This is a genomic window from Streptomyces sp. NPDC059874, assembly GCF_042731135.1.
GTDB lineage: Bacteria > Actinomycetota > Actinomycetes > Streptomycetales > Streptomycetaceae > Streptomyces.
In genome coordinates this window covers 41,559-54,630 of sequence record NZ_JBHWJY010000028.1, presented here as the reverse complement: position 1 = coordinate 54,630, position 13,072 = coordinate 41,559, and the positions used below count along the sequence as shown (strand labels likewise).

10 protein-coding genes are annotated in these 13,072 nt (G+C 74.3%); 3 read left to right on the top strand and 7 right to left on the bottom strand.

Features of this window, described 5'->3' with window-relative positions; translation table 11 throughout:
• The first annotated feature begins 67 nt into the window (after window positions 1-67).
• Both ACFV9H_RS18295 and ACFV9H_RS18290 read left to right on the top strand, forming a co-directional pair.
• Entirely contained in the window at window positions 68-1,153 is a 1,086-nt protein-coding gene (locus tag ACFV9H_RS18295; RefSeq protein ID WP_385399068.1) for an amidohydrolase family protein, read from the top strand.
• A 273-nt stretch (window positions 1,154-1,426) separates the two neighbouring features.
• Window positions 1,427-2,356 (top strand): SCO1860 family LAETG-anchored protein, encoded by a 930-nt coding sequence (locus ACFV9H_RS18290; RefSeq protein ID WP_385399065.1) that lies wholly within the window; start codon window positions 1,427-1,429, stop codon window positions 2,354-2,356.
• A 49-nt stretch (window positions 2,357-2,405) separates the two neighbouring features.
• Here ACFV9H_RS18290 and ACFV9H_RS18285 read toward each other — a convergent pair whose 3' ends face one another.
• The gene (locus ACFV9H_RS18285) at window positions 2,406-3,632 is read right to left on the bottom strand and encodes a CapA family protein (protein WP_385399063.1); all 1,227 of its coding nucleotides are present in this window, start codon (window positions 3,630-3,632) and stop codon (window positions 2,406-2,408) included.
• Window positions 3,633-3,897: 265 nt separating this feature from the next.
• Window positions 3,898-5,319, bottom strand: a complete 1,422-nt coding sequence (cobC, locus tag ACFV9H_RS18280; RefSeq protein ID WP_385399060.1) for an Rv2231c family pyridoxal phosphate-dependent protein CobC — start codon at window positions 5,317-5,319, stop codon at window positions 3,898-3,900.
• A 98-nt stretch (window positions 5,320-5,417) separates the two neighbouring features.
• Here cobC and ACFV9H_RS18275 point away from each other — a divergent pair, with 98 nt between their 5' ends.
• Window positions 5,418-6,143 carry a ZIP family metal transporter gene (locus ACFV9H_RS18275; RefSeq protein ID WP_385399057.1) on the top strand — a complete coding sequence of 242 codons (726 nt, stop codon included), beginning with the start codon at window positions 5,418-5,420 and terminating at the stop codon, window positions 6,141-6,143.
• 11 nt (window positions 6,144-6,154) lie between these two features.
• On the opposite strand, the gene ACFV9H_RS18270 is transcribed toward ACFV9H_RS18275, so the two are convergent.
• The 5 genes from ACFV9H_RS18270 to ACFV9H_RS18250 form a co-directional block, all read right to left on the bottom strand.
• On the bottom strand, window positions 6,155-7,600 hold the full coding sequence (locus tag ACFV9H_RS18270) for a cobyrinate a,c-diamide synthase (protein WP_385399054.1): 1,446 nt from the start codon (window positions 7,598-7,600) through the stop codon (window positions 6,155-6,157).
• Window positions 7,594-8,193, bottom strand: coding sequence for a cob(I)yrinic acid a,c-diamide adenosyltransferase (gene cobO / locus ACFV9H_RS18265; protein ID WP_385399051.1), 600 nt, complete (start codon window positions 8,191-8,193; stop codon window positions 7,594-7,596). Before cobO ends, ACFV9H_RS18270 begins: the two co-directional genes overlap by 7 nt.
• Window positions 8,193-10,289 carry a putative cobaltochelatase gene (locus ACFV9H_RS18260; protein WP_385399049.1) on the bottom strand — a complete coding sequence of 699 codons (2,097 nt, stop codon included), beginning with the start codon at window positions 10,287-10,289 and terminating at the stop codon, window positions 8,193-8,195. Before ACFV9H_RS18260 ends, cobO begins: the two co-directional genes overlap by 1 nt.
• A 280-nt stretch (window positions 10,290-10,569) precedes the next feature.
• Window positions 10,570-12,090 carry a cobyric acid synthase gene (locus ACFV9H_RS18255; protein ID WP_385399047.1) on the bottom strand — a complete coding sequence of 507 codons (1,521 nt, stop codon included), beginning with the start codon at window positions 12,088-12,090 and terminating at the stop codon, window positions 10,570-10,572.
• Entirely contained in the window at window positions 12,087-13,046 is a 960-nt protein-coding gene (locus ACFV9H_RS18250; RefSeq protein WP_385399044.1) for a cobalamin biosynthesis protein, read from the bottom strand. The genes ACFV9H_RS18255 and ACFV9H_RS18250 overlap by 4 nt, the downstream gene beginning before the upstream one ends.
• Window positions 13,047-13,072: the final 26 nt, after the last annotated feature.

Here is a 13,072-nt window from a genome sequence, read left to right as displayed (position 1 = left end):
TCCGGGTCGTCCGGTTACGTCCGGGGTTGCCTCCAGAGCCTACCGAGCACGCCGTTACAGTGCCGACATGAGCGATGTGCTGCACGTGAAGGGGCGCGTACTCGTCGGTCCCGACGAGGTCCGCGACGAGCTCTGGGTGGTCGGGGGGAAGGTCTCGTACGAGCGGCCGCCCACCGCGCGCGAGGTCACCACGGTCACCGGATGGGCGCTGCCCGGGCTGGTCGACGCGCACTGTCACGTGGGGCTCGACGCCCACGGCGCGGTGGACGCCGAGACCGCCGAGCGCCAGGCCCTCACGGACCGCGACGCCGGAACCCTCCTCATCCGCGATGCCGGATCGCCCTCCGACACCCGCTGGGTCGACGAACGCGAGGACCTGCCGAAGATCATCCGTGCGGGCCGGCACATCGCCCGCACCCGCCGCTACATCCGCAACTACGCGCACGAGATCGAGCCCACCGACCTCGTCGAGTACGTCGGCCGCGAGGCGCGGCGCGGCGACGGCTGGGTCAAGCTGGTCGGCGACTGGATCGACCGCGAGGTCGGGGACCTGGCGGCCTGCTGGCCACGCGCGGAGGTCGAGGCCGCCATCGCCGAGGCCCACCGGCTGGGCGCCCGGGTCACGGCGCACTGCTTCGCCGAGGACTCGCTGCGCGATCTGGTCGAGGCGGGCATCGACTGCGTGGAACACGCCACCGGCCTCACCGAGGACACCATCCCGCTGTTCGCGGAGCGCGGGGTGGCGATCGTCCCGACGCTCGTGAACATCGCGACCTTCCCGAAGATGGCCGCGGGCGGCGAGGCGAAGTTCCCGCGCTGGTCGGCGCACATGCGGCGGCTCCACGAGCGGCGCTACGACACCGTCCGGGCGGCCTACGACGCGGGCGTCGAGGTCTACGTGGGCACGGACGCGGGCGGTTCCCTGCCGCACGGCCTGGTCGCGGCCGAGGTGGCGGAGCTGGTGAAGGCCGGGATCCCGGCCCTGGACGCCCTCTCGGCGACGGCCTGGGCGGCGCGCGAGTGGCTCGGCAGGCCGGGGCTGACCGAGGGCGCGCCGGCCGACCTCGTGGTCTACGGCAGCGATCCGCGGGCCGACGTGCGGGCGCTCGCCCAGCCGTTGCGGGTGGTGGTGAACGGCAAGGTCAGGGCCTGAGCGTCCGGTTGACGGCGCGTGACGTTCCTGGCCGCTCGGTCGTTGGAATCGGCCGTGTGGGAGCCCGACGTGGGGCGGGAGGGAACTTCCGTTCTCCCTGGGGCGCGAAAAATCGAATACATGCGTGGAAACCACCCTTTGGGATGAACTCACGCCAGGTTGCCGCCCGTTCACTCACAGTGCGTAAAGATTCCGAGGGTCGAGGCCGTCGGCGCGCGCAATGTCCCCCATTGGCGGCGCGACGGCACCCATCTCCCCGGGGGTTCCACCACCTTGAACAGCAACACCTTCCGCATGCCCGCGGCCGTCCTGCTCGCCACGGGAGCGGTTGCCCTGCTCACCGCTCCGCCCGCCTTCGCCACGGGAGGCGGCGCCGGGGGCGAGGGCAAGGCCGGCGCCGCCGTCCTGCGCGCCGGCCTGGACGTGGGCCTGCTCAACAAGACCGTGCACATCCCGCTGAAGACGAGCCTCAACGAGGTGAGCGCCCCGGCGACGGCCGAGAAGACGGCGCTGTCCGTCACCCTGGACGGGGTCGAGGGCGGAGCGCCGGTCAGCGTGCTCCGCGCCGACGTGGCCACGTCGAAGGCGACCGCCGACAAGCAGCGGGCCGAGGCGGAGGTCAACCTGGCCAAGGCCAGGGTGCACGTGCCGGGCCTGCCCGCGCTCTCCCTCGTCGAGGTGGAGAAGGTCACCTCCAAGGCCGTCTGCGAGGCCGGCAGGCAACCGGTGGCCACCTCGAACGTGCTCGGGACGGTGACCGCGCTCGGCAAGAAGATCACCCTCACCGCGGGCGGCGCCCCGACCAAGGTCGAGGTCCCCGGGGTGGGCCTGGTCAGCCTGGAGCTGTCGGGCACGCAGACCACCTCCACCACGGCGGCCGCCGCAGCGCTCCGCCTGAAGGTGTCGGTCAATCCGCTGAAGCTGAACGTGGCCGAGGTGGAGGGGGAGATCGTGCTCGCCGAGGCGCACTGCGAGTCCCCGACGGGCCCGGCGCCGACCCCCTCCGCCACGCCGGACGTCAAGCCGCAGACCGGCACGTTGGGGACCTCCGGCACGGGCTCCGCCGTCACCACCACCCACGCCAACCTCGCCGAGACGGGCGGCGGTTCGCCGACCCCGTACGTCGCGGGCGGCGCGCTGATCCTGCTCGGCATCGGCGCGGGGGCGCTGGTCGTGAGCCGCCGGAGCGGCAGGGCCTCGTAAGGCCCGCCAGGGCGGTCGGCAGCCCGCGCGAGCACACGGAGGGGAGTGCTCAGCGGGTGGCGCGCACCAGTCCCTGGTCTCCCGCGCCGCGTGACATCACGGCCTCGGTGACCTGCTCGTCGATGCGTGCGTACTCGCTCCGCTTGCCGGCCGGCAGCGAGGTGTCGGACGCGGAGCAGGAGGCGCAGACGACGCGGAACGGAGGCCCCGTGTCCGAGTACTGCGTGAGGTACTCGGCCTTCACCACCTCCCAGCGACCCGGACGGGTCGCCGAGGGTGCGAAGGTGAAACGGGGGACCGAGGACTGGTTGCCGCGCAGTTTGTCGGCCGGCACGAAGCTTGCCACCTGGTCGCCCATGCCGAAGACCACCCAGGTGCCGTTGATCTTCTCGTAGGGCTGCGGCACGTGGTTGTGCGTACCGATGATCAGATCGATGTCGGGGAGGCCGTCGGCCGAGCGGGAGGCGGTCAGTGCCTGCGCCAGTTCCTCCTGCTGCTCGTCGGGAGCCGTCTGCCACTCGGTTCCCCAATGGACGCTGAGCACCACCACGTTCGCGCCGCCCGCCCGGGCGGCGCGGGCGTCGGCGATGATCCGGTCCTTGTCGATGAGGTTGACGGCCCACGGCTTGTCCTGGGGGAGCGGTATCCCGTTGGTGCCGTACGTGTAGGAGAGCTGGGCGACCTTCGCGCCGCCGGCCGAGAGCAGGGCCGGGGCAAGGGCCTCCTCCGCGCCGCGGGCCGAGCCGACGTGCGCGAGGCCGACACGGTCGAGGTGTTCGAGGGTGCGGGCGAGGCCTTCGTACCCGTCGTCCAGGGCGTGGTTCGAGGCGGTGGAACAGCTGTCGTAGCCGGTGTCCTTGAGGGCGTCGGCCAGTTGGTGCGGGGCCTTGAAGGTGGGATAGCCGGTGTAGGGGCCGCCGGGGCGGCCGTACGGCGTCTCGTGGTGGCATATCGCCAGATCGGCGGCGGAGACCAGGGGTTTGACCCCGGCGAACATCTTCCGGAAGTCGTACTCCCCGCCCCGCCCGGCATCGTCCGCCGCCCGCTGCACTATCGACGGGTACGGGATGACGTCGCCCGTCGCCACCAGGGTGAACGGCCGCGCTTGCCCCGGCTGGGCGGGAGCGGTGCTCGCCGTCGGCGCGGGCCTCCCGAACCGCTGCTCCGGCGCCGCCGGTTCGCCGCCGTCATCGAGCAGCCGCGGTACGACGAGGACCCCGCCGCCGATCACCACCAGCCCCGCCAGGCCGACCCCTATCCGCCCCGCTGCCTTCATGTACGGCCCCCCGTGTCCGGCTGTGGTGCCATCGTAGGCGCGGCCCCTGCCCAGAGCCCGGCGGCGCCTCCTGCGGGTGTGTCGCTGCGCGGAGCCGGTCCCCTACCCGCCCTTCCACCGTTCCCAGGGCTCCGCCCTGACCCGTCCTGGGGGCTCCGCCCCCAGACCCTCCCCCAGCTACCGCTGGGGGTACCCCCAGCGCCTCAAACGCCGGCGAGGCTGGACATGGCACCGACCCCGCTCCCCGCGGCCACCCCGCCCTGGTTCAACGCGCGGCCAGCGCGAGGGCGTGGTCGAGGGCCTGCAGGAGGCGGCCCGTGGTGGCGCGGTCGCGGACCGCCAGGCGGAGCCACGTGTGGTCCAGCCCCGGGAAGGTGTCACCACGGCGCACCGCGAAGCCGAGCGCGCGCAGCCGGGTGCGGACCTCCGCGCCGCCCGCCACCCGGATCAGGACGAACGGGCCCTCCGCCACCCCCACCACCGTGACCTCGTCGAACTCCGCCAGCCCGGCCAGCAGGTGCGCCCGGTCCACCGCGATCCGCCGTGCCGCCTCCTCCGCCTCGGCCAGCGCCGCCGGGGCCACGCAGGCCTCGGCCGCCACCAGCGCCGGAGTGGACACCGGCCACAGCGGTTGAGCGGCCGACAGCTTCGCGATCACCTCCGGCTCGGCCAGTACGTAGCCGATCCGCAGGCCCGCCAGCCCCCAGGTCTTCGTCAGGCTGCGCAGCACCACCAGACCCGGTACGTCGGTCCGCCCGGCCAGGGCCTCCCGCTCGCCCGGGACCGCGTCCATGAACGCCTCGTCCACCACCAGGATCCGGCCCGGCCGGGCCAACGCGGCCAGGGTCGCCGCCGGGTGCAGGACGGACGTCGGGTTGGTCGGGTTGCCGACCACCACCAGGTCCGCCTCCTCCGGCACCGCCGCCGGGTCCAGCCGGAACCCGTCCGACGCCTTCAGCAGCACCCGCTCCACGCGGTGCCCCGCGTCCCGCAGGGCCGCCTCCGGCTCGGTGAACTGCGGGTGCACCACCACCGGCCGACCGGCGCCCAGCGCCCGCGCGATGAGCACGAAGGCCTCCGCCGCTCCGGCCGTCAGCAGCACCCGCTCGACCGGCAGCCCGTGCCGAGCCGCCACCGCCGCCCGGGCGGACCGGCCGTCGGGGTACGCGGCGAGATCCCCGAGGGAGGCGGCTATCCGCTGCTTGAGCCACTCCGGGGGCGTGTCCGCCCGTACGTTGACCGCCAGGTCCACCAACCCCGAGCCGGCATCGATGACCTCCGCGTCCCCGTGGTGCCTCAGGTCGTGCGCCTGCGCCGTCGCGACCGCGCAGGTCGCCGCCACCGACCGGCGCTTCGGTACGAGGAGCTCCCCGCCCCCCGCGAGCGCCGCGGCCTCCGCCACCGACGGGGTACCGGTCGCCGAGCGCACCGCGTCCGAGGGGTGCGGCACCGTCAGCGCGGCCAACTGATCGGCGGGGTAGCCGAGCAGGGGCACGCCGAAACGTTCCGCCGCGCCCGCGATCCCCGCCTCGGCCACCTTCGACTCCACCGTGGCCAGCGCCGCCACCGCTTCCGTGGCCAGCCCGGCCCCCCGCAGCGTCTCCTCCACCAGGGCGCAGACCTCAGCGACGGAAACTCCCGCGCGTCCGCCGACCCCGACCACCAGCTGCGTCACGTACTCGCCCACCGGGGATCCTCCTCCTTCGTCACGGTCGTCAACAGTCCGCCGCCCGCCACCCGCGCGCGGACGTGCGCGCGGGGCGGGGAGTCGGTATTCAGGGGCACATGGCCGTGATCGTGGCGTTGGGCGCGTTCCTGATGACCCTGGCGGGCGGATGGACGGCGCAGCGCGTCACCGACCGCCGCCACCTCGTGCTGGGCCTGGCCGGGGGGCTCATGCTCGGCGTGGTCGGTCTCGACCTGCTCCCGGAGGCCCTGCACGCGGCGGGGGACGAGTTCCTCGGCGTCCCGCTCGCCCTGCTGCTCTTCGTGGCCGGGTTCCTCGTCGCGCACGTCGTCGAACGGCTCCTCGCCGTACGCCAGGCCGCGCACGGCGCCGAGGACGGCCACCGCGTCCCCCAGGTCGGCCTGACCGCGGCGGCGGCCATGGTCGGCCACAGCCTCGCCGACGGAGTGGCCCTGGGCGCGGCCTTCCAGGTCGGCGGCGGGATGGGGGTGGCCGTGGCGCTGGCCGTCATCACCCACGACTTCGCCGACGGGTTCAACACGTACACGCTGACCAGCCTCTACGGCAACGCCCGCCGCAAGGCCCTGATGATGCTCTTCGCGGACGCCGTCGCCCCCGTCGTGGGCGCGGCGTCCACTCTGCTGTTCACCCTTCCGGAGGAACCCCTCGGCGCGTACCTCGGGTTCTTCGGCGGGGTCCTGCTCTACCTGGCCGCCGCCGAGATCCTGCCCGAGGCCCACCACAAGCACCCCGCCCTGTCCACGCTGATGTGCACGGTGGGCGGGGTGGTCGGGATCTGGCTCGTGGTCGGCCTCGCGGACTGATCTCGACGGCTTCACGGCCGGGCCGCCGCCGCTTCCACGAACCGGCGGGCGACGGACGGCTCCGCCGCCCAGTGCGTGTGCAGGTAGCTGGCGTGCACACCCTGCTGTACGAAGCCCTCGACGCGGCGCTCCGGGTGCGTGAACCCCCACGCGGGGGCCGAACCGGCACCCGGCTCGATCACCGTGCGATGGAACTCGTGCCCGCGCAGCCGGGTCCCGGCGGGCGCGAGCGCACTGTCGGAGACGGCCACGGCCTCGCGGTAACCGAGGGTGAGGCGCTCCGACATCCGCGCGTCGGCGTCGAGCACCCCGCACATGGGCTTCCCGTCGAGGGAACGCGCGAGGTACAGCAGCCCGGCGCACTCGGCGGCCACGGGTCCGCCCTGCGCGGCGAAGTGGGCCACGGCCTTGCGGAGGGGCTCGTTGGCGGACAGCTCGGGCGCGTACACCTCGGGGAAGCCGCCGCCGATCACCAGGCCGGTGGTGCCGGTCGGCAGGGCCTCGTCCCGGAGCGGGTCGAAGATGACGACCTCCGCCCCTGCGGCTTGCAGCAGCTCCGCGTGCTCGGCGTACGAGAACGTGAACGCCGCCCCGCCCGCGACTGCGACGACCGGTCGTCGGCTGGGGCTCTGCCCCAGACCCCGCGCCTCAATCGCCGGCGAGGCTGGATTTGGCTGATGCCGTCCGCCTGGCGAGGGCACTTTCAGCCCCGCCAGGGCACCCTCCGGGGACCACGCGACGCAGTCCATCGCCGGGGCCGTGCGGGCCAACGACATCAGCGCGTCCAGGTCGCAGCCGGCCCGGACCTGCTCGGCCAGCGCCGACACGGCGGCCACCGCATCGGCCCGCCGTTCGGCCACCGGTACCAGACCCAGGTGCCGCGACGGCGCGGCCACCTGCGGAGCACGCCGCAGGACGCCGAGCACCGGCATCCCCGCCTCCTCCAGCGCCTCCCGCAGCATCACCTCGTGCCGGTCGGAGCCGACCTTGTTCAGGATCACGCCCCCCAGCCGCACCTGCGGGTCGAAGGACGCGAAGCCGTGCACCAGCGCCGCCACCGACCGCGACTGCGAGGAGGCGTCGACGACCAGCACCACCGGCGCCCGCAGCAGCTTCGCCACCTGCGCCGTCGATGCCAGTTCACCCCGGCCGGCCGCCCCGTCGTAGAGCCCCATCACGCCCTCGACCACGGCGAGGTCGCACCCGGCCGCCCCGTGCGCGAACAGCGGAGCGACCAGCTCCGGCCCGCACATGAAGGCGTCCAGGTTGCGCCCCGGGCGGCCGGTGGCGAGCGCGTGGTAGCCGGGGTCGATGTAGTCCGGCCCGGCCTTGTGCGGGGACACGGCGAGGCCGCGCTCCGAGAAGGCCGCCATCAGACCCGTGGCGACGGTGGTCTTGCCGCTGCCGGAGGACGGCGCGGCGATGACCAGCCGGGGAACGTTGAACGACGTCACCACTCGATGCCCTTCTGGCCCTTCTGGCCGGCGTCCATCGGGTGCTTGACCTTGGTCATCTCGGTGACGAGATCCGCGAACTCCAGCAGCTTCTCCGGCGCGTTGCGGCCGGTGATCACCACGTGCTGCGTGCCGGGACGACTCCGCAGCACCTCGATGACCTCGTCCACGTCGATCCAGCCCCAGTGCATCGGGTACGCGAACTCGTCGAGCACGTACAGCTTGTGGGTCTCGGCGGCCAGGTCGCGCTTGACCTGCTCCCAGCCTTCCTTGGCCGCCTGCTCGTTGTCGAGCTGCGCGTCCCGCTGGACCCAGGACCAGCCCTCGCCCATCTTGTGCCAGACGACGGAGCCGCCCTCGCCGGAGGCGCCGAGCACCTTGAGCGCGTTCTCCTCGCCGACCTTCCACTTCGCCGACTTGACGAACTGGAACACCCCGATCGGCCAGCCCTGGTTCCAGGCCCGCAGCGCCAGCCCGAAGGCCGCCGTGGACTTGCCCTTGCCGGGGCCGGTGTGGACGAAGACGAGCGGACGGTTGCGGCGCTGGCGCGTCGTGAGTCCGTCGTCCGGAACGACGGTCGGCTGTCCCTGCGGCATTACGCGGCCCTCCTGAGGGTGTGGGATACGGCAGATGTTCCAGATGCGGGGGATGACACCGCGGTACGTACGTTCTTCACGAGCCCGGCCAGCGAGTCTGCCCGCAGCCCGTCGAGGGTGACCGCGGGTGCGCCGAGGTCGGCGGCCAGAACCCCGGCCAGGCCCAGCCGGACCGGCCCGGACTCGCAGTCCACGACCACCGACGCGACCCCCTCGGCGGCCAGCAGCCGGGCGCTGCGCCCCGAGAGTTCGCGCGGGTCGCCGCCCAGGGCCCCGGCCGAGGTGGCCCGGCCGTCGGTGACGACCACGAGCAGCGGCCGGCGGCTCGGATCGCGCAGCCGCTCGATCCGCAGCACCTCGTGGGCCTTCAACAGCCCGGCGGCGAGCGGGGTGCGGCCGCCGGTCGGCAGCTGCTCCAGCCGGGCCGCCGCCGCGTCCACCGAGGAGGTGGGCGGCAGCGCCAGCTCGGCGCCGGAGCCGCGGAACGTGATCAGGCCGACCTTGTCCCGGCGCTGGTAGGCGTCCAGCAGCAGCGAGAGCACGGCCCCCTTGACGGCGCTCATGCGCTGCCGGGCGGCCATCGAGCCGGAGGCGTCGACGACGAAGAGGACGAGGTTGCCCTCGCGGCCCTCGCGCGTCGCCTGCCGCAGATCGTCCTTGCGGATGACCAGCCCGCGCCCGGCCCGGCCGCGCGCCTTCTGGTGCGGGGCCGCCGCGTGCACCGTGGCCGCCAGGTGCAGCTTCGTCAGCTGCCCCCGGGGCCGCTGGGAGCCGGTGGTCCGGCCGTGGGCGGTACGGGCGCGCGAACGTCGTCCGGCCGCGCCCTCGCCGAGCCCCGGCACGCTCAACACCTTGGTGCGGAACGGCTCGGCGGCCCGTACGGCTGCCTGCTCGGGAGCCGAGCCGCCCCCTTGGGCGGAGGGCTGCGGGGCTTCGGACTGCTGCTCGGGTGCCTCCGAGGGAGCCTCGGTGGTCTCCGACGGCCCGTCGCCCTGCGGGGGTACGCCGCCGCCTCCGTCGGGGCCGCCACCGTGGTCGTCGTCCGGGCCCTCCGGCTCGGGCTCCGGCTCGGGTTCCGGTTCCTCGTCGGGGAACCGGTCCAGGATCTCGTCCAGCTTGTCCTCGTCGAGGCCCGGCGCGTCGAAGGGGTTGCGGCGCCGCCGGTGGGGGAGTGCCAGCAGGGCCGCCTGCCGTACGTCCTCCTTGCGCACTTCGGTCCGCCCGGCCCAGGCGGCCAACGCGGTCGCGGTCCGGGCCATCACGATGTCGGCCCGCATGCCGTCGACCTCGAAGCCGGCGCAGGTCGCGGCGATCTGGAGCAGCGCGGTGTCGCCGAGCGCGACCTGCGGGAGCAGCGCCCGAGCGGCCACCACCCGGGCGCGGACCTCGTGCTCGTCGCCCGCCCAGCGGGTCGCGAAGCCCGCGGGATCGTCCTCGTACGCGAGCCGGCGGCGCACCACCTCCACCCGTTGGGCGGGCTCGCGGGAGGCGGCGACCTCGACGGTCAGCCCGAAACGGTCGAGGAGCTGCGGGCGCAGCTCGCCCTCCTCGGGGTTCATCGTGCCGACGAGGAGGAAGCGGGCGGCGTGCCGGACCGAGACGCCTTCGCGCTCCACGTACGAGGCGCCCATCGCGGCGGCGTCGAGGAGCAGGTCGATCAGGTGGTCGTGGAGGAGGTTGACCTCGTCGACGTACAGGATCCCGCGGTGGGCGTCGGCGAGCAGCCCGGGCTCGAAGGCCTTCACGCCTTCGGAGAGGGCCCGTTCGATGTCGAGGGCGCCGACGAGGCGGTCCTCGGAGGCGCCGACGGGCAGCTCCACCATGCGGGCGGGCCGGTCCTGCCCCGGACCCGGCTCGTGCGGGCCGTCGGGGCAGGCCGGATCCGGCGCGCCGGGCGCACACGAGAACCGGCAGCCGGGCACGACGTCCACCTGCGGCAGCAGGGCGGAGAGTGCGCGGACGGCGGTGGACTTGGCGGTCCCCTTCTCGCCGCGCACGAGTACGCCGCCGACCGCCGGGCTCACGGCGTTGAGCAGGAGCGCCAGCCGCAGGTCGGTCTGGCCGACCACTGCGGTGAACGGATAGGGCGTGCTCATGGGTTGCTCACTCCTTCGAGGGTGCGGACCGTCTTTGCCTGGATTTGGCCGATGTCGTCTGCCTGGCGCGGCTGGATTGCCCGCAGGGCAATTTCAGCCCTGCCGGGGACACTTCCAGCCTCGCCGGCGTTTGAGGCGCTGGGGGTACCCCCAGCGGTAGCTGGGGGAGGGTCCGGGGGCAGAGCCCCCGGCAGCGGCGCCGCACAGGCGAGGGGGCTGGGGCGGAGCCCAAGTTTCGGGAAGGGGCGGGGTGGGGGACAGCCCCGCAGGGCCCGGCCCCTCACGGCGCGCCCGGGGGGAGGAACGGGAGGCCCACCGGGGCCCCGCCCTCGATCAGGCTCAGCAGCGCCGCGGTGTCCGCGTGCTCCTCGATCAGGTCGCCCAGCAGGTCCAGCTGCTCCTCCCGCAGGGAGGCGAACGAGGTGTCCGGCGCCGGCACGAACCGCCGCCCGGCAGCCGAAGCGACCTCACGGAGGAACGCCCGGCGGAAGCCGTCCGACTCCAGCGAGCCGTGCCAGTGGGTCCCCCACACCGATCCGACCCGGCACCCGTCCAGGAACGCCTCGCCGCCCAGGACTTCGGCCACCCCGTGGTGGATCTCGTACCCGCAGACGGCCTCGCCCAGCGCCGAACCCTCCGGCCGCGCCAGGGTCTTCTCCCGTTCGAAGCGGACGCGTACGGGCAGCAGCCCGAGGCCCTCCACTTCGCCCGCACGGGACTCGACGTCGTCCGAGATCCGCTCGCCCAGCACCTGGAACCCGCCGCAGATCCCGAGCACCGGCCGCCCCTCGGCAGCCCGCCGGACCAGGGCGTCGGCCAGCCCCCGCTCCCGGAGCCACTCCAGCGCCTTCACCGTGCCCCGCGTACCCGGTACGACGACCAGGTCCGCGTCCGTCAACTCCTCGGCCCGGTCCACGAACCGCACCACGACCCCCGGCTCCGCCGCGAGCGCGTCGACGTCCGTGAAGTTCGACATCAGCGGCACCGCGCACACCGCGACCCGCAGCACGTCCTCGCCGACCGGCGGGGCCACCACGGATTCCCGTACGGCACCACGCAGGGAGACCCTCAGGCCGTCCTCCTCGTCGATGCCCAGCCCGTGCTGGAACGGCAACACCCCGTACGTGGCGCGGCCCGTCAGCCCCCGGAGCATCTCCATGCCCGGTTCGAGCAGCGAGACGTCCCCCCGGAACTTGTTCACCAGGTAGCCCGCGATCAGCGACTGGTCGTCCGGTGACAGCAGCGCCGTCGTGCCGAAGAAGGACGCGAAGACCCCGCCCCGGTCGATGTCCCCGACCACGACCACGGGGAACCGCGCGGCCCGCGCGATGCCCATGTTCACGATGTCGGTCCGGCGCAGGTTGATCTCGGCCGGACTCCCCGCCCCCTCGCAGATCACGGCGTCATACGTGCCCCGCAGCTGCTCCAGGCAGTCCGTGACGATGCCGAGCAGCTGCTCCTGCCGCCCACCGTGGTAGCCCCGCGCGCTCATCTCGCCCACCGGCTTGCCCAGCAGCACCACCTGGCTGCTGCGGTCGCTGCCGGGCTTGAGCAGCACCGGGTTCATCAGCGCGGTCGGCTCCACGCGGGCCGCCTGGGCCTGCATGGCCTGGGCCCGGCCGATCTCCGCGCCCTCCCGGGTCACGAAGGAGTTCAGCGACATGTTCTGCGCCTTGAAGGGCGCCACCTTCACGCCCTGGCGGGCCAGCCAGCGGCAGATGCCCGCCGTGACCACGCTCTTGCCCGCGTCGGACGTGGTCCCCGCGACCAGCAGTCCGCCGCCGCGCCTCGTGCCGCTCATGCCCGCCCCCTTCGTGACGTACGCGATACCAACGTCCGGACCGCCACACAGGCGCCCAGCGCCAGCCAGGTCACCTGCCGTGACAGCCGTACCGCCCGTTCGATGTCGGCGACCTCGACGGGCCGCCCCGTCTCTCCGTTGAGCACGGCCCGGTGCTCGACCCGCCCGCCGTACGCCAGCGTTCCGCCGAGGCGTACGCCGAGGGCCCCCGCGAAGGAGGCCTCGACGGGGCCGGCGTTCGGGCTGGGGTGCTTGGCCGCGTCCGCGCGCCAGGCCCGAACCGCCCCCCGACGGTCCGGGCCGGCCGCCACCGCGGCGAGCGCCGTGAGCCGGGCTCCCGGCCAGCCCGCCACGTCGTCGAGCCGGGCGGATGCCCAGCCGTAGCGCAGGTAGCGGGGGGACTTGTGGCCGACCATCGCGTCGAGGGTGTTCACGGCGCGGAAGGCGAGCAGCCCGGGGACCCCGGCGACGGCTCCCCACACCAGGGCGCCGACCACGGCGTCGGAGGTGTTCTCCGCGACCGACTCCACGACGGCGCGTGCCATCTGCTGCTCGTCGAGGGCCTGTGGGTCGCGCCCGCACAGGTGGGGCAGTCGTTCCCGGGCCACCTCGGCGTCCCCGGCGGCGAGCGCGCCGCCGATGGCGCGGGCTTCCCGGCCCAGCGAGGTGCCGCCGACGACGGCCCAGGTGGCGGCGGCGGTCAGGGCGATACGGGCGGCCGCGGGCCGGGAGCGCACGGCGCGGGCGCCGAGCACGCCGACGGCGGCAGCGCCCCCGGCGCACACCAGGGTGTGCAGGAGGCCCCGGGCGCGGTCGTCGCGCCACAGGGCGCGCTCGACGGCGGCGGCGGTTCGTCCGAAGGCGGCCACGGGGTGCCCTCGGCGCGGATCACCGAGGATCCGGTCGCCGATCAGGCCCGCCGTGGCGCCGTACGCGAAGACGCGATCGGCACGCATGGTGGCAGGTATGTCCTCACTCAGGG